General features: G+C 61.5%; 20 protein-coding genes. 2 read left to right on the top strand and 18 right to left on the bottom strand.

The features are described 5' to 3' along the window. Positions 1-42: 42 nt before the first annotated feature. From IZV00_RS03255 to recO, 6 genes are all read right to left on the bottom strand, one after another. The gene (locus IZV00_RS03255; RefSeq protein WP_196225750.1) at positions 43-606 is read right to left on the bottom strand and encodes a tetratricopeptide repeat protein; all 564 of its coding nucleotides are present in this window, start codon (positions 604-606) and stop codon (positions 43-45) included. Positions 607-671: 65 nt separating this feature from the next. Next, positions 672-1,463, bottom strand: coding sequence for a LysR family transcriptional regulator (locus IZV00_RS03250; RefSeq protein ID WP_196225749.1), 792 nt, complete (start codon positions 1,461-1,463; stop codon positions 672-674). Then, positions 1,460-1,858 carry a Co2+/Mg2+ efflux protein ApaG gene (gene apaG, locus IZV00_RS03245; RefSeq protein WP_196225748.1) on the bottom strand — a complete coding sequence of 133 codons (399 nt, stop codon included), beginning with the start codon at positions 1,856-1,858 and terminating at the stop codon, positions 1,460-1,462. The genes IZV00_RS03250 and apaG overlap by 4 nt, the downstream gene beginning before the upstream one ends. Before the next feature lie 33 nt (positions 1,859-1,891). Next, positions 1,892-3,100, bottom strand: a complete 1,209-nt coding sequence (gene metZ, locus IZV00_RS03240) for an O-succinylhomoserine sulfhydrylase (RefSeq protein ID WP_196225747.1) — start codon at positions 3,098-3,100, stop codon at positions 1,892-1,894. A 10-nt stretch (positions 3,101-3,110) separates the two neighbouring features. Further along, positions 3,111-4,157 (bottom strand): 3-isopropylmalate dehydrogenase, encoded by a 1,047-nt coding sequence (gene leuB / locus IZV00_RS03235; protein WP_196225746.1) that lies wholly within the window; start codon positions 4,155-4,157, stop codon positions 3,111-3,113. Positions 4,158-4,209: 52 nt separating this feature from the next. Beyond that, the gene (gene recO / locus IZV00_RS03230) at positions 4,210-4,944 is read right to left on the bottom strand and encodes a DNA repair protein RecO (protein ID WP_196225745.1); all 735 of its coding nucleotides are present in this window, start codon (positions 4,942-4,944) and stop codon (positions 4,210-4,212) included. Positions 4,945-5,073: 129 nt separating this feature from the next. Here recO and IZV00_RS03225 point away from each other — a divergent pair, with 129 nt between their 5' ends. After that, the gene (locus tag IZV00_RS03225; protein ID WP_196225744.1) at positions 5,074-6,783 is read left to right on the top strand and encodes a sensor histidine kinase; all 1,710 of its coding nucleotides are present in this window, start codon (positions 5,074-5,076) and stop codon (positions 6,781-6,783) included. After that, the gene (locus IZV00_RS03220; RefSeq protein WP_196225743.1) at positions 6,780-7,436 is read left to right on the top strand and encodes a response regulator; all 657 of its coding nucleotides are present in this window, start codon (positions 6,780-6,782) and stop codon (positions 7,434-7,436) included. The genes IZV00_RS03225 and IZV00_RS03220 overlap by 4 nt, the downstream gene beginning before the upstream one ends. Positions 7,437-7,528: 92 nt before the next feature. On the opposite strand, the gene IZV00_RS03215 is transcribed toward IZV00_RS03220, so the two are convergent. The 12 genes from IZV00_RS03215 to nuoG are packed head-to-tail and all read right to left on the bottom strand — an operon-like array spanning position 7,529 to position 20,482. Next, positions 7,529-7,789 (bottom strand): DUF1467 family protein, encoded by a 261-nt coding sequence (locus tag IZV00_RS03215; protein ID WP_196225742.1) that lies wholly within the window; start codon positions 7,787-7,789, stop codon positions 7,529-7,531. 12 nt (positions 7,790-7,801) lie between these two features. Next, on the bottom strand, positions 7,802-9,439 hold the full coding sequence (locus IZV00_RS03210; protein ID WP_196225741.1) for a ribonuclease J: 1,638 nt from the start codon (positions 9,437-9,439) through the stop codon (positions 7,802-7,804). After that, positions 9,439-10,218 (bottom strand): type III pantothenate kinase, encoded by a 780-nt coding sequence (locus tag IZV00_RS03205; protein WP_196226486.1) that lies wholly within the window; start codon positions 10,216-10,218, stop codon positions 9,439-9,441. The genes IZV00_RS03210 and IZV00_RS03205 overlap by 1 nt, the downstream gene beginning before the upstream one ends. A gap of 16 nt (positions 10,219-10,234) precedes the next feature. Then, positions 10,235-10,894, bottom strand: coding sequence for a biotin--[acetyl-CoA-carboxylase] ligase (locus IZV00_RS03200; protein ID WP_196225740.1), 660 nt, complete (start codon positions 10,892-10,894; stop codon positions 10,235-10,237). Between the two features lie 44 nt (positions 10,895-10,938). Then, positions 10,939-12,375: an NADH-quinone oxidoreductase subunit NuoN gene (gene nuoN, locus IZV00_RS03195; RefSeq protein ID WP_196225739.1), complete on the bottom strand. Its 1,437-nt coding sequence runs from the start codon at positions 12,373-12,375 to the stop codon at positions 10,939-10,941. Beyond that, positions 12,375-13,949, bottom strand: coding sequence for an NADH-quinone oxidoreductase subunit M (locus IZV00_RS03190; protein WP_196226485.1), 1,575 nt, complete (start codon positions 13,947-13,949; stop codon positions 12,375-12,377). Before IZV00_RS03190 ends, nuoN begins: the two co-directional genes overlap by 1 nt. Then, a complete protein-coding gene (gene nuoL, locus IZV00_RS03185; RefSeq protein WP_196225738.1) occupies positions 13,949-15,994 on the bottom strand; it encodes an NADH-quinone oxidoreductase subunit L in 2,046 nt (681 codons plus the stop codon). The genes IZV00_RS03190 and nuoL overlap by 1 nt, the downstream gene beginning before the upstream one ends. A 6-nt stretch (positions 15,995-16,000) precedes the next feature. Further along, complete coding sequence (gene nuoK, locus IZV00_RS03180) at positions 16,001-16,306, bottom strand: NADH-quinone oxidoreductase subunit NuoK (protein ID WP_004211745.1); 306 nt, start codon at positions 16,304-16,306, stop codon at positions 16,001-16,003. Continuing rightward, on the bottom strand, positions 16,303-16,914 hold the full coding sequence (locus tag IZV00_RS03175) for an NADH-quinone oxidoreductase subunit J (protein ID WP_196225737.1): 612 nt from the start codon (positions 16,912-16,914) through the stop codon (positions 16,303-16,305). The genes nuoK and IZV00_RS03175 overlap by 4 nt, the downstream gene beginning before the upstream one ends. A 33-nt stretch (positions 16,915-16,947) precedes the next feature. Beyond that, positions 16,948-17,433 carry an NADH-quinone oxidoreductase subunit NuoI gene (gene nuoI, locus IZV00_RS03170; protein ID WP_097091199.1) on the bottom strand — a complete coding sequence of 162 codons (486 nt, stop codon included), beginning with the start codon at positions 17,431-17,433 and terminating at the stop codon, positions 16,948-16,950. Then, positions 17,430-18,479: an NADH-quinone oxidoreductase subunit NuoH gene (gene nuoH / locus IZV00_RS03165; RefSeq protein ID WP_196225736.1), complete on the bottom strand. Its 1,050-nt coding sequence runs from the start codon at positions 18,477-18,479 to the stop codon at positions 17,430-17,432. Before nuoH ends, nuoI begins: the two co-directional genes overlap by 4 nt. Then, entirely contained in the window at positions 18,476-20,482 is a 2,007-nt protein-coding gene (gene nuoG, locus IZV00_RS03160) for an NADH-quinone oxidoreductase subunit NuoG (RefSeq protein ID WP_196225735.1), read from the bottom strand. Before nuoG ends, nuoH begins: the two co-directional genes overlap by 4 nt. Between the last annotated feature and the right edge of the window lie 2 nt (positions 20,483-20,484).

Below are 20,484 nucleotides of genomic sequence, written 5' to 3'. Positions count from 1 at the left end.
TAATCATCGATATAGTGGCGAATGGAGGCGGAAACGCGATCGTCAGTTCACCGGAATAACTGGATCGGGTTTGGGCATTTGCGCCGCTATTTTTTCCATGCGCTGCGTGCGCTCGCTGGCGGTGCCTGTTGTCCGGCGAAAGAGATCCAATGCATAGCCCACCAACGGCCCAGCCGCATCCATCCGTTTGCGCGCCAGATAGAAATCGATCAGGTTTTCCAGCGCCATCTGGCAATTGGGGTCATCTTCGCCCCGCGTGCGCAAATAGCTGTCGAATACTCGGCGGAGCAGTTGTTCAGCCTCGCGATGATTGCCTATTCCTTCCAGCAATAGAGCCAGATCATTTGCGGAAATCAACGTGCGCGGATCATCCGGTCCGAACAGTTCGTCAGCCAGCGCCAGCGCCTTGCGCGCGGGTTCTGTGCCTTCTGATAATCGTCCGCCTGTGTAAGCGGTCTGAGCTTCCGCCACCAATGATCGCCATTGCTTCTCTCGCGCCTCGGTAACATCGGCAACATAGGGCGCTTGCCCCCATGCGGGAGACGCCAGGGAAAGCAGCAGCAGCGCACATGCTCGTCCGCTATGGTTGAAGCCGCGAAAGGTCATCCGCCTACTCCTCGATGCGCACGACGGCCTCGCACCAGCAAAATGGCGGAAGCGTATGCCTCGGTTCAGGAGAGAAGCGCCTCGACCAGCGCCTTCACCTTCTTCTGCCGCCATTGGGGCAGCGGCGCGATCAACCAATAGGCCAGCGTAGACGCCTCCGGCTCCCCAACTTGCCGCACCCTGCCCGCCTCGATATCGGCCTGTGCGAGCAGCAGCGGCACGGTTGCTCGTCCAAAGCCGTTGATCGCGGCTTCAATGGCAAGCCCGGCGTCAGCAACCCGGATCGCCGCCGGTTCGCTTGCCGTGGGACAGCCCGGCCAATCGACGCGATGCGCCGGACTTCCACCAGCCGCTTCGACAGTGACGAAACTCGCCTCGCCCAGCTTCACCCCTTCATGTTCGCCCGGCCCGTCGGCCAGCCGCAAGGCAAGGTCCAGATTGGCCTCCGTGAAATCCAGCGTCTCGTCCGCTGCCACCAGAGCGAATTTGAGATCGGGCTGGCTCGCCGCATAGCTGGCGAGGCGCGGTTGCAGCCATTTGGCCGTGACGTCTCGCGGCGCGGCGATAGTCAGCGAAGAACTGGATTGTCCCGCCTGCATCGCTCGCACGGCTTCTTCAAACTCCAGAAAGCCCGCGCGCAAGGCTTCAAGGCCCGCTTCGGTTTCCGGGGTCAGTTCCAGACCCTTGGGCGTCCGGCGGAACAAGACAACGCCCAGCAAATCCTCCAGCGCCCGGATCTGCTGGCCAACCGCCGCCGGGGTCACCGCCAGCTCATCGGCCGCCCGGGTAAAGGAAAGGTGCCGCGCGGCCGCATCCAGCACGCGCAGACCGTTCAACGGCAAATGCGTACGCTTCATTCGGCAACCGCCGGGGCTACGAGCGCGAAATGAGGGATAGCGATGTCGAACGTCTCCCCGCTGGCGCCGATCATATGATAATGCCCGCGCATCGATCCTGTCGGCGTGTTGAGGGGGCAGCCCGAAACATAGTCATAGCTTTTCCCCGGCTGCACCACAGGCTGCTCGCCCACGACGCCATCACCGTCCACACGATGCTGCGCGCCACGCCCATCAGTGATCACCCAATGGCGCGTCAGCAGCTGCACGGGCTGATCCCCGCTATTTTCGATACGGATATGGTAGGCCCAAAACCAGCGCCCCCGGTCAGGCTCTGACTGTTCCGGCAGGAACGTAACAGCAACATGCACGTTGATATCACGTGTGGTCGCATGAAAGGGAAATAGCGCGTTCACGTTAAAAGAAATGCGCCTTTCCCCCTGCTTTCGTCAACGGCCTATCGACTTGAGAGCGCGATCAAGATCCTCGATCACATCATCCGCATCTTCAAGGCCGACATTCAGCCGCAGCATATCCTCGGTGATGCCGACTTCCAGCCGCGCCTCTTCGGCCATGCCGAAATGCGTCGTCGAAGCAGGATGGGTCATCAGCGACCGGGAGTCCCCGATATTATTGCTGATATCGACCAGTTCCAGCCCATTAAGCAGGCCATGGGCCTCTTTCCGTCCACCGCCGACATAAAGCGAGAAGATAGGCCCTGCCATCTCCATCTGCTTTGCAGCCAGAGCATATTGCGGATGGCTTTCCAGCCCCGGATAAAGGACCTTCGCCACCCGGCCCTCCAGAAACTTCGCTACCTTGAGGGCGTTCTCGCTCTGGCGGCGGATGCGCAGATCCAGCGTCTCCAACCCTTTGAGCACCACCCAGGCGTTGAACGCGCTCAGCGTCGGCCCCGTATTGCGGTGGAACGGCAGCAATGTGTTGATGATGAAATCCTCGGTGCCACAGATCGCACCGGCCAGGACACGGCCCTGCCCGTCCATCATCTTGGTCGCGCTATAGGCGACCACATCCGCCCCGAATTCCATCGGTCGTTGAAGGGCTGGCGTCGCAAAGGCATTGTCGACGACGCTCGTGATCCCGTGCTTCTTGGCGATGGCGCACACCGCCTCCAGGTCCACGACATCCATCGTGGGGTTGGCCGGCGTCTCGAAGAAGAACACCTTCGTGTTGGGCCGCACAGCTGCTTCCCAGGCAGCATTGTCTGTCGCATCGACGGTCGTCGTCTCGATCCCGAACTTTGGCAGCAGCGTGTCCGTCAGCCAGCGGCATGACCCAAACAGCGCCTTGCCAGCAACCACATGGTCGCCCGCCGACAACTGACACAGCAGCGCCGCGGTCATCGCCGCCATGCCGGTTGCGGTCGCACGGCACGCTTCGGCGCCTTCCAGCAGCGCAATGCGCTTTTCCAGCATCTCGACCGTCGGGTTCTGCAGGCGGCTGTATGTCATGCCCTGCTGCTCACCAGCGAAGCGCGCTGCCGCGTCTTCGGCGCGGTCGTAGCAATAGCCGCTGGTCAGAAACAGTGCCTCGGACGTTTCGCCCCACTCGCTGCGCGCGCTGCCGCCCCGCACCGCAAGCGTGGCAGGCCGCCAGTTCTTGGTGATCGCCGGGTCCTGCCCGCTCCTGCGCTTCATCGCTTCTTCCTTACTTGAGAGCCGCCAATACCGCGTCGCCCATCTCGACCGTAGTCATGCTTCCGCCAAGGTCAGGGCTGCGCGCGCCGTTGGCAAGCGCCTTGGCAACTGCAGCCTCGATCCGGTCAGCCTGTTCCGGCATGCCCAGCGAGTAGCGCAGCATCATCCCCGCCGACAGGACCGTTGCCAGCGGATTGGCCTTGCCCTGCCCGGCGATGTCGGGGGCGGACCCATGGATCGGCTCATACAGCCCCTGCTTGCTGTCGTTGAGGGTAGCCGAGGCCAGCATGCCGATCGATCCGACGCACATGCTCGCCTGATCCGACAGGATATCGCCGAACATGTTGCCAGTAACGATCACGTCGAACTGGCCCGGATCGCGCACCAGCTGCATCGCGGCATTGTCCACATACATGTGGGACAGAGCAACGTCGGGATATTCGGCCGAAACCTCGATCATCACGTCGCGCCACAGCTGGCTGGTTTCCAGAACATTGGCCTTGTCCACCGAGCAGAGCTTGCCCCGGCGGGCACGCGCAGCCTGGAAGCCCTGATGCGCGATCTTGCGCACCTCCTCTTCATTATAGGACATGACGTCATAGCCTTCGCGCAGCCCTTCGGCCGTCTTGCGCATGCCCTTTTCACCAAAATAGACGTCGCCATTGGTCTCGCGCACGATCAGCAGGTCGATGGCGCTCGCCACCTCCTTCTTCAGGGCAGACGCGTCCGCCAGCTCCGGAAAGACCTTCGCAGGACGCAGGTTGGAAAACAGCCCCAGTGCCTTGCGCAGCCCAAGGATCGCCTGCTCAGGCCGCAAATGCCGCTCCAGCGAGTCGCAATCGGGATCACCGACTGCGCCAAACAGGATGGCGTCCGCGCGGCGGGCTATATCCAGCGTCTCGGGCGGCAGAGGATGCCCCACAGCCTTATAGGCAGCCCCGCCAACCAGCCCTTCCTCATAGGTCAGGCCGTCAATCGCCAAAGCATCGAGCACGCGCCGTGCCTGCGCAATGATCTCTGGGCCGATACCATCTCCGGGGAACAGGGCGATCAACATGGCGCGAAAACTCCTTCAATGTCGTGGCCGCCCCTTATGAAGCCGCCGCGCCTCACGCAACCGCTCTTTTCAACCTGTCGACGAGCCTTTCCCGCGCGGCCAGCGTGTCGGCCCTCCAATCGGTCAGCACCGACCGTTCCAGAAAAAAGCCGGTCAGCCGTAATCCGTCCAATATGCCGGGCCAGTCGCCGCTGCCTCCCTCCAGCAGAAAAGGCGGCAGCGGCAGCAACCGGCTCTCATATCCCGCAGCCCCCGTCCTGCTGACCGCCGCTGCGCTGCGCGGGCTGACAAAGGCCAGATCTTCGGCGCCACCTGTCGCTGCGCACCGACCAAAATCGAGGCCAAAGCCAAGTTCCGCGAGCAACAACAATTCGTAGCGCACCAGAGCCGCCGCCCATCCCCGCGCGGCGGGCGCCGCGTCGATCGCGCCCAGCACGCCATCCAAGGCCTGATAGAGGGTCGGATATGGCGTCCCTTCCGGCAGAGCCGCCGCCGTCAGCGCGCAGACCCAATCGATAGCCGCAGCAGGCAAGGGCTCGGAAAGCAAAGGTGCGCGGCTATGCTCCATTTCGACCGTCAGCCCGGCAAGCTGCTCTTCAGTGCGGGCACGTAATTCCGCCTTTACGCTATTCCCAGGCAGCAGCACCGGACGCAAGGCGCGGGATCGGCCTCCACGCACATAGCCCGCCAGCAGTCCATGGTCTGGCGTCAGAAGGCGCGCAATGGCTCCATGTTCGCCATGAGAACGGACCCCGCAAACCAGGGCAGAAGTGATCAGCACGGCCATGCGTGATCCTTAACCGTGCAGAGCCCTGCGCGCCACTGCTGGGGACGCACCAGTGTCGGGTCGATATAGGTTGTTTCTGTTGCCCGCCTGTGGTGAAACATCGGTGTGGGAGTCGGGGGACAAGCCACCATGTTGAATATGCCCAAGGCGTCATCTTCCGCGATGGACCGCCTGGTGCTCTGGTTGGGTCGATCGCCGACGCTGGGTTTTGCCGTATCCCGCGTCGCCTTTGCCGTGGCCGCCACGTGGCAGATCGGCGCGATGTTCAACAACGAACCGGACTTCGCCCGCACCATCACAGTTTTGCAGGGTGGCGTCTGGCTCTGGACCCTGTTCGGCATTGTGCAGCATGTGCTGGCGCCGCCGCTTGGCTTGCTGGTCCGCCCTCTGTCACTGATCCTCGACGCGATCATCTTCCTCACGGTGATCGCCCTATGCCAGCCGTTGCAGATCGCAGCGCTCGCCTGCCTGTTTTTCGTTGCCTGGTCGGCGTCGGAGCGCTTTGGCCGTGGCTCGATCATCGTCCTCGCCCTTTGCCTGGTTCTCGCTTTCCTGGCGCGGGGTTCCTACGAAAGCTGGGCCGCCGAACGCCATATGGCAGAGGTGGACCGGGCGATCGATGGGATCACGGTGATCATCGGCTGCACCATCGCCGCGGCGATGCTCAGCATGTCGATCCTGGAAAGGCGGCTGATCGATTGGTCGGAACGACTGCAGGCCGTCGGGCTGTCTTTCCAAAAATCTCTTCCGCGCTTCGTGGTGGAGCAGGTATCGGAACTGATGGCGGCCCGCTATTGCGCTCTCGTCTGGCAGATGGACGATGGCCCGATCCATTGCGAGCTGATCAATGCCGAAGGGGTCAATGCGATCTGCGTCCCGCAGCCGCAACTGGAAACATTGCTGGGCCTCGCACCGCCGGAAGCGCCCTTTCTCTATTCCGGTCAATCGAGCCGCCTGTTGCTGCGCAACCGCCTCGGCATCACGCGCAATGAAAAGGCTTCTCACCTGACGGAAGCGATATCCGACCTGCTGGGCGCAGGTCAGGGTTTGAGCTTTCAGGTGCAGGCCGGTGAGCTGCGCGGCCGCATTTTCGTCGGCACCCGCCATGGCTGGTCGCCCGCCGCCCTGCTCCGCGCACTGCGTATCCAGGAGGGGTTGGAACTCTTCCTTGAACGGCATTTTTTCCTGCTCGCCTGGCGCGATCGAACCTTTGCCGAAGCACGTCTTGCGCTCAGCCGCGATCTGCACGACAGCGTTCTTCAGACCCTTGCCGCCCTTCGTGTCCGCCTTGTGACCGCGCAACATGGGCTTGCCGCTATAGATGCCCCGCATCACCTGGCCGAACTCCATGCGATGGAAGAACTTGTCACCGCCGAACAGGCTCATCTGCGTCGCCTGCTCAATGTGACCGGGACCAGCCCGGACGATGTCGATCTGGTCCGCGATGTCGAAAGCTGCTGCCGCTTCATTGCCCTGCAATGGGGAATTGAGTGTCGGCTGAACCCGGTAGACCATCCCATGATGGTCACGTCCGAAACGGCCGCGGAAGTGGAGTTCCTTCTCCGGGAGGCTACCGCCAACGCCGTAAAGCACGCTGCCGCCCAGCATATTACCGTCTCACTTGCTCAGGCCGACGACGAGATAATGATCGCGCTCAAGGACAACCCGGGCGACCGGGGGATCGAGCAGCAAAGCTATACCGGCGACTTCGAATTGCAATCGCAGTCCATCATGAAGCGGTTGGGCAAGATCGGCGGCACCGCCTATTTCCACAACTTAAGCATGAATTCATTAATTTCGATTAGATTACCTTCATCCTTGCCGAGGTCCCCAATATGATGGCTCAGATTGCGATAGTCGACGACCACCCCATCTTCCTGGATGGCATGGCGCAGTTTCTGAGCTCGCACGGGCATGACGTCGTCTTCTGCGCCCGTTCTGTCAGTGAAGCCATCTCGCGCCTTCAGGATGATCAGCCGGACTTGCTGATCCTGGATGTGAGCATGAAGGACGGTGGCGGCCTCGCGATCCTGTCTGCCATCCGCGACAGCGGCAGCAATGTTCCTGTTATCTTCATGACGGTCCACATCCGCCCTGATCAGACGCTGGAGGCGATTAAGCTGGGCGTGGATGGAGTGGTGTTGAAGGATAGCGATCCCAATGAACTGCTATCCTGCATCACGCAGGTTCTGGGCGGCAACAAAAGCATTGCCCCCGCAGTGATGGAACAGGCGCTTGTGCACAGCATCTCGGCCCCGCCCAACGACAACAACGCGCTTTCCAGCCTGACCGACAGGGAAATGGAGATCGCCGGATTTATCCGGGCCGGCCTGCGCAATCGCGAAATCGCCGCACGGTGCGGCCTGACCGAAGGAACGGTCAAGGTGCACCTGCACAGCATCTTTCAGAAGCTCGGCATCAAGTCCCGGTCCGAACTGATCATCATGATGTTGTCGATGGACAGCGCTATACCGGCGGTCGGCCTGCACTGAACCAATCAGCTATCAGTACAAGCTCAGTCCGTGTCCGGGCCGAGCTTGTCTAAGCCCGCAACCGCCCCGGAGCGAACATCATCCCACGGCCATCATGAAGGATGCGTCAGCCGCTCCAGCGTGACCCAGCCCTCGACATAATTGGCATAATATAACCCGAACAACATCGCCGACAGGACCGTCGCACGTAACGCAACGACGCCGGGCCGGAAGTTGCTGGGCGCGCTGTCAGCCTGACCTTTCAGCATCACCTCACCCGTTTCGTCGGGCGTCCGGATGCCGAAAGGCAGAACGATGAACGCGCTGATCACCCAGAACAGCACATAAATAGCCAGGATTGCGTACCAGTTCATGATGCGGAGCCTTTAGGCGCGAATGAGCAGAACGTCCACCACCGGCTTCTTGCCCGTCCAGCGCGTGGCCGTCCGCCGCACTGCCAGCCGCACACGCTCGCGCAACGCTTCCTCTTCCTGAGACCCCTTGCCCACGGATTCCGCCGCTTCCTCCGCGGCTTCTGCCAGGAAAGCTGCCTTATCCTCTTCCACCGGCACGCCTTGAGTACGCAGTGCGGGCTCGCCCACTACCTTGCCTTTGCGGTCCAGCGCGACCGCCACGCTGATCTGCCCGTGCAGGGCGATCTTGCGGCGCTCGTTCATCGTTGATCCGTCTGCTGGCAGGATTACGTCGCCATCCAGAACGAGCCGCCCCGTGGCCTCATGCCCGATGATCTCGGGACCATTGGGAGCCAATCGCAACATATCGCCATTGGACTGCACGATGGCGCTGGGGACGCCACTTGCCAGACCAAGCCGCGCCTGCTCCGCCATGTGCCGCCGCTCGCCATGGACGGGCAGCAATATCTGCGGCCTTACCCAACGGTACATCGCCTCAAGTTCGGGCCGCCCCGGGTGGCCCGAAACATGGACCTCGGCCTGGCGATCCGTCACCATCAGCACGCCCTTGGTCGCCAAAGCATTCTGGATACGCCCAATCGCGATCTCGTTACCCGGTATCTGCTTGGACGAGAAAACCACCAGATCCCCGGTGTCCAGCTTGATCGGATGACTGTCGAAAGCAACGCGAGACAAGGCCGCACGCGCTTCACCCTGCCCGCCCGTGGCGATGATCATCACCTCGTTGCGGGGCAGCGCCATCGCGTCATCCCAATCGACCGTCGGCGGGAAGTCCTTGAGATATCCTGCTGCCTTAGCGGTCGAGATGATCCGGTCCAGCGATCGCCCGGCCACGCACAGCTTGCGTCCGACCGCATTCGCCACTTCGCCGAGCGTCTGCAAACGCGCCGCGTTGGAGGCGAAAGTAGTCACCAGCACCCGCCCCTTCGCGCCGGTGATCGTCTGCATCAGCCCTTCGCGCACATCAGCTTCGGAGCCGCTCGCCTCGGAATTGAATACATTCGTACTGTCGCAAACAAGCGCCAGCACCCCCTCATCACCGATCGCGGTCAGCTCCTCGGGGGTCGAAGGCTGGCCCAGCAATGGCTTCTCATCGATCTTCCAGTCGCCCGTGTGGAAAACACGTCCGTAAGGCGTGTCGATCAGCACGGCATTGCCCTCGGGGATCGAATGAGCCAGCGGCACGTAACGGAACCCGAACGGCCCCAGCGCGAAGCTGCCTTCATTGTCGATGACATTCAGCTTGACCTCTTTGGTCAGCCCCTCTTCCTCCAGCTTCAGCCTGATGAGGCCCGCCGTAAACGGCGTCGCATAGAGCGGCACGCCAAGGTCAGCGGCCAGATAGGGAATCGCACCGATATGATCCTCATGCCCATGGGTGAGCACGATGCCGAGCAGGTCCTCGCGCCGCTCCTCAATGAAAGACAGGTCCGGCAGCACAAGTTCAACGCCAGGATAAGCCGGGTCGGCGAAGGTCAGGCCAAGATCGACCATCACCCACTTGCCCTGGCAACCATATAGATTGACGTTCATGCCAATCTCTCCCGACCCGCCCAAGGCCAGGAAGAGCAGCTCGTCTTTAGGTATCATCAGTTCTTCAAACTCCGTTCGTGCAACAGCGCGAGACCCAGAATGGTCAGGTCCGGTGCGATCGCATCGAAAATTTCACTATTCTCATCAAACAGGACGGCCAGGCCGCCTGTCGAAATCACTTTCGCCGGGCGGCCAATCTCCGCCCGCGTTCGGGCAACCAGCCCTTCCATCATCGCGACATAGCCCCAGAAAACGCCGATATGCATCTGCGCTTCCGTTGTGCGACCGATAACCGAACGGTTCTCTGGCGGCGCAATGGCAATCTTTGGAAGCTTGGCAGCGGCCGCGACCAATGCATCAAGCGACAGGTTGATCCCCGGCGCAATGATGCCCCCCTTGTACGTCCCTTGATAATCGATGACGTCGAAGGTGGTCGCGGTTCCAAAATCGATGACGATCAAATCGCCTTCGTACAAATGGTGGGCGGCAATGGCGTTTACAACCCGGTCGGCACCCACGGAAGTGGGCTCCGCAACGTCCAGCTCAATGCCCCATTCGACCGGCGCTTGCCCCGCGACCAGCGCGGCCGTCTTGAAATATTTCTCCGCCAGCACCTGAAGATTATGCAGCGCGCGTGGAACAACGGTGGCGATGATGACTGCATCGACATCCGCAAGGGCATAGCCTTCCAGCATCAGCAACTGGTTCAGCCACACGGCATATTCATCCGCCGTCCGGCGCGGGTCGGTCGCGATCCGCCAACGCGCGCGAATCTCCCGCCCGTCAAGCAGTGCGAAAACCACATTGGTATTGCCCGCGTCGATCGCGAGAAGCATGGCCCGTCCCCGGATATCAGATGAGAAGGATGTCGCCCGCATGAATGGCACGGGTATCGCCATTCGCCAAGCGGAGGATCAGCATCCCTTGCTGGTCAAGCGTATCGAAGCTGCCCTCGACGATCTCGCCATCAGGCTGCACGACGCGCATTGCCGTGCCGCTGGGATGCGCGTTCAGCAACCAGTGCGCCCGCACCGGCTCCAGCCCTTGCGCGCGCCAAATCGCCAGCCAATGCCCGAATAATTCGGCCAATCTCTCCAGAAGCGCGCCAGCTTCTGCATCTGCGGCCCCCTGCGCTGCAAGGCTCGTGACGGGCCGGTCCAGCCCGACCGGATGGCCCACCACATTGATGCCGATTCCGATCACGATGGCGTCACCCGCCCGCTCAAGCAGGATACCCGCGATCTTCGCGCCATCGACCAGAACATCATTGGGCCATTTGATCCGCGCTTGCCCCTCGCACAAAGGGGCCACCAGCGCATGGACCGCGTTGGCCGCGACCAGAGCCAGCAGATGGGCAGGCGGATCGCCCACCCGCAGCCGGACCAGCGTGGAACAATAGAGATTGCCTACGGGACTTTCCCAGGTCCGGCCCATGCGGCCTCGACCACCGATTTGCCGCCCCGCGCGCAGCCATGTCCCTTCCGCCACGCCCTGCTCCGCCAACGCCAGCATGTCGGCGTTGGTAGAGCCGGTCTCTTCGACGAAGCGAATATCGCTCAGAATAGCGAAGCCGCAGCCGCCGCGCTTGCCTTGTCCAGCACGGGGTTCAACAGATATCCGACGACGATCACAGCCGCGCAAGCAGTCAGGATGATATTCTCGACCGCCCCGCCCTGCGCTTCATAAGCTGCGGCAGGTTCGTCGAAATACATCGTCTTGATGATCTTCAGATAATAGAATGCGCCAATCACCGAAGCCGCGATGCCGAACGCCGCCAGCGCGGTCAGCCCCGCAGCCACCGCCGCATCAAACACCAGGAACTTCGCCCAGAAACCGAACAGCGGCGGGATACCGGCCATGGAGAACATGAAGATCGCCAGCGCGGCGGCCAAGCCCTTACGCGACTGCGACAGACCCGCAAGGCTCGCAATGCTCTCCACCGGACGTCCTTCGGCGTCCCGCATCTGCAAGACGCAGGCAAAGCCACCGATCGTCATCACGACATAGATCGCCATATAGCTCATCGTCGCCGCCACGCCCGCAGGAGTAGCAGCAGCAAGACCGATCAGCGCGAAGCCGACATTGTTGATCGACGAATAGGCCATCAGACGCTTGATGTTGGTCTGGCCGATGGCCGCCACCGCGCCGAAGATGATCGAAGCCAGCGCCACGAAGATAACGATCTGTTGCCAGTCGAGGCCAGCCGGACCCAGCGCCTCGATCGCGACACGCACGGTCAAAGCCATCGCCGCAACCTTGGGCGCGCTGCCGAAGAAGGTCGTAACCGGCGTCGGCGCCCCTTCGTAAACGTCGGGCGTCCACATATGGAACGGCACAGCGCTCATCTTGAAGGCAAGACCGGCCAGCAGGAACACCATGCCGAACAGCTCGCCCTTGCCCACGCCATCGCCCAACGCAACGGCGATGCCGTCAAAGCTGGTGCTGCCGGTAAAGCCATAAAGCAGCGCCGTGCCGTAGAGCAGGATGCCGCTCGCGAGCGACCCGAGCACGAAATATTTAAGGCCGGCCTCAGAGGACCGCTCATCCTGACGCATGAAGCTCGCCAGCACATAGGCGGCCAGGCTCTGCATCTCCAACCCGACATAGAGGGTCAGCAGATCACCTGCCGACACCATCATGCCCATGCCGATGCTGCTGAACAGGATCAGGACGGGATATTCCGGCCGCAACGCGCCATCGACGAGGAAGTAGCGCGGCGCCAACAAGATTGCGGCACCCGCCGAACCATAAATAAGTGCCTTGGCGAAAACCGAAAACGCATCGGCACGCACCAGCCCGTCAAAGGCGAGTGGCCCATGCGCCAGGGAAACCGGCAGAACCAAACCCGCAACGAGCAGCGTCAGCACCGACAGCCAGTTGACGGCGCGCGCAGTCCCGTCACCGCCAAAAGCGGCAATCAGCAGGAGGACCAGCCCACCCGCCGTAAGGACAAGCTCCGGCAGAACGGCAAGAAGGGAAGCGGAATCAATCATCAGTGCGCCTCCCCCGACGCTTTTTCATGGGACATTGCGCTATGGTCTTCGCCCTGATGAGCCGCCGCCGGTGGGACAGCCGGACCCATCTTGATCCTGGAATCGCCCGCCGGAGCCGCGGAGGCAATGCGGGCTTCCAGCGCACGAATGTCAGACCGCATCGGCGCCAGGAAGCTTTCGGGATAGATACCCATCCACAGGACGGCAGAAGCGATCGGCGCCAGCAGCCACATCTCCCGCATCGACAGATCCGGCATCGCAGCAGCATCGGCATTCTTCTGCTCGCCATAGGCGATGCGGCGGTAGAGATAGAGCATATAGGCCGCGCCCAGAATGATGCCTGTCGTGCAAACCAACGCGACCCAGCTCGAAGCCTGATAGATGCCCATCAGCGCGAGAAACTCACCCACGAAGTTGCTCGTACCCGGCAGGCCGACCGACGCCATGGTGAACAGCAGGAACAGCACCGCATATTTCGGCATATTGATGCTAAGGCCGCCATAGCGCGAAATCTCGCGCGTATGCAGACGGTCATAGATGACGCCGACGCACAGGAAAAGCGCGCCCGAAACCAGCCCATGGCCCAGCATGACCATCATCGCGCCTTCGATCCCCGCCTGGTTGAACGCGAACAGGCCGACCGTCACGATCGCCATATGCGCGACCGAGGAATAGGCGATCAGCTTCTTCATGTCGGTCTGCACCAGCGCGACGAGGCTGGTATAAACCACCGCCACCATCGACAGACCCCATACCAGCCACGCCAGCTGCGCCGAAGCTTCCGGGAACATGGGCAGCGAGAAGCGGATGAAGCCGTAGCCACCCATCTTTAGCAGCACGCCCGCCAGAATGACCGAGCCAGCGGTCGGCGCCTGAACGTGCGCGTCAGGCAGCCAGGTGTGAACCGGCCACATTGGCATCTTGACCGCAAAGCTCGCAAAAAAGGCCAGGAACAGCCAGACCTGCACATGCGGATCGAAATTATAGGCCATCAGCGTCGGGATGTCGGTGGTGCCTGCTTCATGCACCATCCACATCATCGCGATCAGCATCAGCACCGATCCGAGCAACGTGTAGAGGAAGAATTTGTAGGACGCGTAGATGCGGTCAGCGCCGCCCCAAATGCCGATGATGAGGTACATCGGGATCAGGCCGGCTTCGAACATCACGTAGAAGAGGTAGAGATCCTGCGCCGTGAAGACGCCGATCATCAGCACCTCCATGAACAGGAAGGCCGCCATATATTCGCCGACACGCTTCTGGATCGCTTCCCAGCTTGCCCCGATGCAGATCGGCATCAGGAACACGGTCAGCATGATGAGCACCAGCGCGATGCCGTCGATGCCCAGCGCCCAGGCAAAGCGGCCGAAGATCGGCGCATATTCCTGGAACTGCCATTGCGCCGCGCTGCCCGAGTGGTCGAAATTCGCCCAGAGCAGGATGCCAAGCGCAAGATCGACCAGCGTCGCCAGCAGCGCGATCCAGCGCGCCGAGTTCGCGCCCGCATAGAGACAGGCGATGGCCCCCGCCATCGGCACTGCCATCATCATGGAAAGGATGGGGAAACCGTCCATTATCGTGTCATCGCCCATGTTGCGGCCGCGGCGAGGCCGATCAGCATCACCAGCGCGTAGGTATAGAGGTAGCCGGACTGAAGCCGACGGGTGACTTTATTGCCCTGCACGACCAGCGCGGCGAGCCCATTGGGGCCGAAGCGGTCGATGAAGCCGACGTCACCGAACTTCCAGAAGAAGCGCCCGATGGCGAAGGCAGGCTTGACGAACAGGAAATGGTACAGCTCGTCAAAATACCATTTGTTGAGCAGGAACTGGTACAGCACGCCAAATTCGGCAACGAAACGGCGCGGCCAGTCGGTGTTCTTGATGTAGCTCAACCAGGCTACGACAAAGCCGGTCAGCATCACCGTGAACGGCGCGAACTTGACCCACACAGGCACTTCATGCGCCGCGTGCATCAGATGGCTGTCGAAGGCCAGCGCCCCCTTCCAGAACTCGACGCCGCCCTCAGCCCCGATGAACTGATCGTGGAAGATGAACCCGGCGAACACCGCGCCCAGGCTCAGCAACACCAGCGGCAGCAGCATGACCCAGGGGCTTTCATGCGGATGATAACCCGCCGTTCCCGTCAACTCATGCCCCTGCTCGTCATGACGGCCGTGGCCATCATGCGCGGTTTCTTCGTCCGGCGTCTCATGATGGCCATGAACGGCGTGCTGGATATGCTCCGACGCGGCCCAGCGCGGCTTGCCAAAGAAGGTGAGGAACACCAGCCGCCAGCTGTAGAAACTCGTCAGCAGCGCCGCAAAGGTGCCGACAAGGAACGCGCCCACGCCACTGCCGCCCGCCGCGAAGGCCGATTCCAGGATCGCATCCTTCGAATAGAAGCCCGCAAAACCGTAGCCCAACAACGGAATGCCCACGCCCGTGATCGCCAGCGTACCCAGCGTCATCGTCCAGAAGGTGATCGGGATCTCCTTCCGCAGGCCGCCATAGTAACGCATGTCCTGTTCATGGTGCATCGCATGGATGACCGAGCCTGCGCCCAGGAACAGCAGTGCCTTGAAGAAGGCGTGCGTGAACAGGTGGAACATCGCCGCACCGTATGCGCCGACACCCGCCGCGAAGAACATGTAGCCGAGCTGCGAACAGGTCGAATAGGCGATGACGCGCTTGATGTCGTTCTGCACCGTGCCAACGGTCGCCGCGAACAGGCAGGTCGCCGCGCCGATGAAGGTCACGAAACCCAGCGCCGTCGGCGACACCTCGAACATCGGCGACAGACGGCACACCATGAACACGCCTGCGGTCACCATCGTCGCCGCGTGGATCAGCGCCGACACCGGCGTCGGACCTTCCATCGCATCCGGCAGCCAGGTGTGGAGGCCAAGCTGCGCCGACTTCCCCATCGCGCCGATGAACAGCAGCAGGCAAAGCACGGTCATGGTATCAAAGCGATAACCAAGGAACCCGATGGTCGAACCGGCCATGGATGGTGCCGCTTCCAGGATTTCCGGGATCGATATGGTGTTGAACACCAGATAGGTGCCGAAAATGCCCAGCATGAAGCCAAGGTCGCCGACGCGGTTAACGACGAACGCCTTGATCGCGGCCGCGTTCGCGCTCGGTTTACGGAACCAGAAGCCAATCAGCAAATAGGAGGCAAGGCCCACGCCTTCCCAGCCAAAGAACATCTGCAACAGATTGTTGGCCGTCACGAGCATCAGCATCGCGAAGGTGAAGAGCGAGAGATAGGCGAAGAAGCGCGGCTGATCCGGCTCCTCCTCCATATAGCCCCAGCTATAGAGGTGGACGAGGCTCGACACGCTGGTGATCACGACCAGCATGACCGCCGTCATCGCATCGACGCGCAGTGCCCATTGAGCATCAAAACTGCCCGACTGAATCCAGGTGAAGGCCGGTGCCACATAAGGCTCCGCATGCCCGGTCAGGAAGGCGATAAAGATCGGCCAGCTAAGCGCGCAGCTGACGAACAGCGCGCCCGTAGTGATGATCTTCGCAGGCAGCTTGCCCAGTGCCTTATTGCCAAGACCCGCGATGACAGCCGCAATGAGCGGAAGAAGGACGATAAGCTGGATCATCGAGCTTTAGCCCTTCATCCGGTTGACATCATCAACGGCAATGGTGCCGCGACCACGGAAATAGATGACGAGGATGGCAAGGCCGATGGCCGCCTCACCCGCCGCGACAGTCAGCACGAACATGCTGAACACCTGCCCCACCAGATCGCCCAGGAAGGCGCTGAAGGCGACGAGGTTGATGTTCACGCTCAGCAGGATCAGCTCGATCGCCATCAGGATGATGATGACATTCTTGCGGTTGATGAAGATGCCAAGCACCCCCATCACGAACAGGATCGCGCTGACCACCATATAATGCTGAAGGCCGATCACAGCTCCACCCCCTGCCCCACGGGCTGATTGACGTTGCGCACGGCATCCTGCGGACGGCGGCGGTTCTGACGGGCAATATTCTGGCCCTTTACGCCGCCGCGCGCACGGTGGGTCAGCACGATCGCGCCGATCATCGCCACCAGCAGGACAATGCCTGCCGCTTCGAACAGGAAGATATAGCGCGTGTAGAGCAGCGTCCCGATCGCCTGGATATTCGACAGCTCCGGGTTCACCGGTGCGGCGCGCTGGGCAAGCTCAATCGGCCCCGCGCTCCAGATGCCAATACCCAACACAATCTCGGCCAGCAGCACCAGCGCGACCAGCATGCCGAAAGGCAGATAGTCGACGAACCCGGCCCGCAATTCCGCGAAGTCGATGTCGAGCATCATGACGACGAACAGGAACAGCACGGCAACCGCGCCCACGTAAACGATGATGAGCAGCATCGCGATGAACTCGGCACCCAGCAGCACCATCAGGCCCGCCGCGTTGAAGAACGCGAGGATCAGCCACAGCACCGAATGAACCGGATTGCGCGACAGGATCGTCAGCGCGCCGCTGCACACCACCAAAGTGGCGAACAGGTAAAAGGCAAGCACGTGAATCACAGGATCATATATCCTCTTCGATCGGGTCGCGGCTTAACGATAGGGTGCATCGGCGGCAAGGTTCGCGGCGAGTGCGCGTTCCCATTTGTCGCCATTTTCAAGAAGCTTCGCCTTGTCGTAGATGAGTTCCTCGCGAGTTTCCGTTGAAAACTCGAAGTTCGGACCTTCTACGATGGCATCCACCGGGCAGGCTTCCTGACAGAAGCCGCAATAGATGCACTTCGTCATGTCAATGTCGTAGCGCGTCGTACGGCGGCTGCCATCGTCACGTGGCTGCGCCTCGATTGTGATCGCCTGCGCCGGGCACACCGCCTCGCACAGCTTGCACGCGATGCAGCGCTCTTCGCCATTAGGATAACGGCGCAGCGCATGCTCCCCCCGGAACCGCGGCGAAATCGGGTTCTTCTCATAGGGGTAGTTGATCGTAGCCTTGGGCTTGAAGAAATATTTTAAGGTCAAGGCGTGCGCCTTCACAAACTCCCAGAGCGTGAAGGATTTGACATAATAGCCGAGGCTCATTGTGCGCCTCCGTAGCGCGTAAACATCAGGAAGCCTGATACCAGGAAGACGAAGAAGAGCGAGGTTGGCAGGAATACCTTCCAGCCCAACCGCATCAGCTGATCATAGCGATAACGGGGCACCGTCGCCTTTACCCAGGAAAAGACGAAGAAGAAGAACAGGATCTTGGCAAACAGCCAGATGATCCCGGGCACATAGTAAAGCGGCGCCCAGTCGATCGGCGGCAGATAACCACCCCAGAACAGGATTGCGTTCAGCGCGCACATCAGCAGCACGTTCGCATATTCGCCGAGCCAATAGAGCGCGAACGACATGGAGGAATATTCGGTCTGATAGCCCGCGACCAGCTCGCTTTCGGCTTCGGTCAGGTCGAACGGGGCACGGCCCGTTTCCGCCATCGCCGATATCAGGAACATGATCGCCATCGGGAACAGCAGCGGATTGAACGCATGGCCGTTGATGAAACCATAATAGCCGCGCTGGCTTTCCACGATCGTGGTCAGGTTGAAGCTGCCCGCCCACAGCACCACGCAAACCAGGATGAAGCCGATCGACACTTCATAGCTGATCATCTGCGCGCTCGCGCGGATCGCGGAGTAGAAGGGATATTTGGAGTTGGACGCCCAACCCGCGAGCACGATGCCATAGACGCCCAGCGAACTGATCGCGAGAATATAGAGTAGGCCGACATTGATGTTGGCCAGCACCACGCCCGCCTGGAACGGGATCACCGCCCAGGCAATCAAGGCAACCGTGAACGTAATGATCGGCGCGATCAGGAACAGCGCACGGTTGGCAGCCGAAGGAATGATGGTTTCCTGCAGGAACACCTTTGCCCCGTCCGCAAAGGACTGAAGCAAGCCGAAAGGACCTACAACGTTCGGGCCACGGCGCAGCGCCATTGCCGCCCAGATCTTGCGATCGGCATAGATGATCATCGCCACCGCCAGCATCAGCGGCAGGGCAATCACCAGAATGCCGATGACCGTGGACAGCAGCCACGCGCCGTTGAAGGGCATGCCCAGATTTTGGAAGAAAGCAGTCACTCTGCGGCCTCCGCGAAGCTCGTCCCATGGATCAGTTCGGCCGAGCATTGCTGCATCGTCGGGCTGGCGCGGCAGATGGCGTTGGTCAGGTAGAAATCCTTGATCGGCGAGCCAAACTCGCCGCTGGCTCCGGTCGGCAACGACGGCACCGACCAGCCATAATCGGCGAGGCCCTCGACGCCCAGCGCCGGAACCGCCTTGGCCATTTCCGCCCGCAACGCGTCGAAGCTGTCAAATGGCAGCGTCGCGCCCAGCACTTCCGACAGCGCGCGCAGGATCGACCAGTCCTCACGGGCATCACCCGGCGCGAACACGGCCTTTTCGCCGCGCTGCACCCGACCTTCCAGATTGACGTAGGTACCCGCCTTCTCGGCATAGCTCGCCCCCGGCAGGATCACGTCCGCCGCATGCGCACCCTTGTCGCCATGGTGGCCGACATAGACCTTGAAGCTGTCGTCAAAGGCCGAATAATCGACCTCGTCCGCGCCCAGCGAAAAGAGCAGCTTCGGCTTGGCCGCCGCCACAGCCTTGACCCCGCCCTGGGTAGCATAGCCAAGCATCAGCCCGCCCATGCGCGCCGCCGCGAAGTGCAGGACGTTATAGCCGTTCCAACCTTCCTTGATCAGGCCCAGCGTTTCAACCAGCGCCAGCGTGTCACCATGCGCACCATCCTTCGCCAGCACGCCGCCGCCCACGATCATCGCCGGACGCGCCGCCTTGCCGAACGCCTCCACCACCGCTTCAGGCAGCTTTGCCAGCAACGACGCGTCATTGCCCAGCCACTCGACCTTATAGGTAAGATCCACCTGCGGGCCGAGCGCAAACACCTTCGCACCCCTCTTGATCGCCTTGCGAATGCGGGTGTTCACCAGCGGCGCTTCCCAGCGCAAATTGGTGCCGACCAGCAGGATCACGTCCGCCGTCTCGATACCGTTCAGCGTCGTGTTGAAGTTCACCGCCGACAGGCTCGATACATCATAGGCAAGACCCGTCTGACGCCCTTCCAGCATCGAACCGCCCAGCTTCTCGACGAGCAACTTGGCCGCAAACATGGTCTCGCAATCGAGCAAATCGCCCGCCAGCGCCGCGACGCTGCCGCCATGCTTCACCGCCGCGATCGCTGCAAAAGCCTCATTCCAAGTCGCCGGAACCAACTTGCCATCCTTGCGGACATAAGGCTTGTCGAGCCGCTTGCGCACCAGACCATCGACATTGTGCCGAGTCTTGTCGCTTGCCCACTCCTCGTTCACGTCGTCGTTGATGCGCGGTACGGCGCGCAGCACCTGGCGGCCGCGGCTGTCGAGGCGGATGTTGGTGCCCACCGCATCCATGACGTCGATCGCCGGCGTCTTGCGCAGTTCCCAAGGCCGCGCCTCAAAGGCATAGGGCTTGGACGTCAGCGCGCCCACCGGGCACAGATCGACCACATTGCCCGACAGCTCGCTTTTTGCGGCATGTTCGAGATAGGTGGTGATCTGCATATTCTCGCCGCGATAAATGGCGCCGATTTCCGGCACGCCCGCGACTTCCTCGGCAAAGCGCACGCAGCGGGTGCACTGGATGCAACGGGTCATGACCGTCTTGACGATCGGACCCATATATTTTTCGGTAACGGCGCGCTTGTTTTCCTCAAAGCGGCTGCCGCCACGACCATAGGCGACCGACTGGTCCTGAAGATCGCATTCACCGCCCTGGTCGCAGATCGGGCAATCGAGCGGGTGGTTGATGAGCAGAAACTCCATCACCCCTTCCCGCGCCTTCTTCACCATCTCGGTCTGGGTGAAGATTTCCTGATTGTCCGCAGCCGGCAGCGCACAGCTGGCCTGCGGCTTGGGCGGCCCAGGCTTCACTTCGACCAGACACATGCGGCAATTGCCCGCAATGGACAGACGCTCATGATAGCAGAAACGCGGGATTTCCTTCCCCGCCATCTCGCACGCCTGAAGGACAGTCGCGCCCGCCGGAACTTCGAGTTCTACGCCGTCTACTTTGACCTTGGGCATGA

This window comes from Sphingobium sp. Cam5-1, from assembly GCF_015693305.1.
GTDB lineage: Bacteria > Pseudomonadota > Alphaproteobacteria > Sphingomonadales > Sphingomonadaceae > Sphingobium.
This window is presented reverse-complemented; position numbering and strand designations above follow the sequence as displayed.

What these genes read in the sequence shown, in the direction of transcription:
- IZV00_RS03255 (WP_196225750.1), bottom strand. Translation starts at nt 606, where the DNA reads ATGACCTTTCGCGGCTTCAACCATAGCGGACGAGCATGTGCGCTGCTG.
- IZV00_RS03250 (WP_196225749.1), bottom strand. Translation starts at nt 1,463, where the DNA reads ATGAAGCGTACGCATTTGCCGTTGAACGGTCTGCGCGTGCTGGATGCG.
- metZ (WP_196225747.1), bottom strand. Translation starts at nt 3,100, where the DNA reads ATGAAGCGCAGGAGCGGGCAGGACCCGGCGATCACCAAGAACTGGCGG.
- leuB (WP_196225746.1), bottom strand. Translation starts at nt 4,157, where the DNA reads ATGTTGATCGCCCTGTTCCCCGGAGATGGTATCGGCCCAGAGATCATT.
- recO (WP_196225745.1), bottom strand. Translation starts at nt 4,944, where the DNA reads ATGGCCGTGCTGATCACTTCTGCCCTGGTTTGCGGGGTCCGTTCTCAT.
- IZV00_RS03225 (WP_196225744.1), top strand. Translation starts at nt 5,074, where the DNA reads ATGTTGAATATGCCCAAGGCGTCATCTTCCGCGATGGACCGCCTGGTG.
- IZV00_RS03220 (WP_196225743.1), top strand. Translation starts at nt 6,780, where the DNA reads ATGATGGCTCAGATTGCGATAGTCGACGACCACCCCATCTTCCTGGAT.
- IZV00_RS03215 (WP_196225742.1), bottom strand. Translation starts at nt 7,789, where the DNA reads ATGAACTGGTACGCAATCCTGGCTATTTATGTGCTGTTCTGGGTGATC.
- IZV00_RS03210 (WP_196225741.1), bottom strand. Translation starts at nt 9,439, where the DNA reads ATGATACCTAAAGACGAGCTGCTCTTCCTGGCCTTGGGCGGGTCGGGA.
- IZV00_RS03205 (WP_196226486.1), bottom strand. Translation starts at nt 10,218, where the DNA reads ATGCTTCTCGCGATCGACGCGGGCAATACCAATGTGGTTTTCGCACTG.
- IZV00_RS03200 (WP_196225740.1), bottom strand. Translation starts at nt 10,894, where the DNA reads ATGCTGGCGTTGGCGGAGCAGGGCGTGGCGGAAGGGACATGGCTGCGC.
- nuoN (WP_196225739.1), bottom strand. Translation starts at nt 12,375, where the DNA reads ATGATTGATTCCGCTTCCCTTCTTGCCGTTCTGCCGGAGCTTGTCCTT.
- IZV00_RS03190 (WP_196226485.1), bottom strand. Translation starts at nt 13,949, where the DNA reads ATGGACGGTTTCCCCATCCTTTCCATGATGATGGCAGTGCCGATGGCG.
- nuoL (WP_196225738.1), bottom strand. Translation starts at nt 15,994, where the DNA reads ATGATCCAGCTTATCGTCCTTCTTCCGCTCATTGCGGCTGTCATCGCG.
- nuoI (WP_097091199.1), bottom strand. Translation starts at nt 17,433, where the DNA reads ATGAGCCTCGGCTATTATGTCAAATCCTTCACGCTCTGGGAGTTTGTG.
- nuoG (WP_196225735.1), bottom strand. Translation starts at nt 20,482, where the DNA reads ATGCCCAAGGTCAAAGTAGACGGCGTAGAACTCGAAGTTCCGGCGGGC.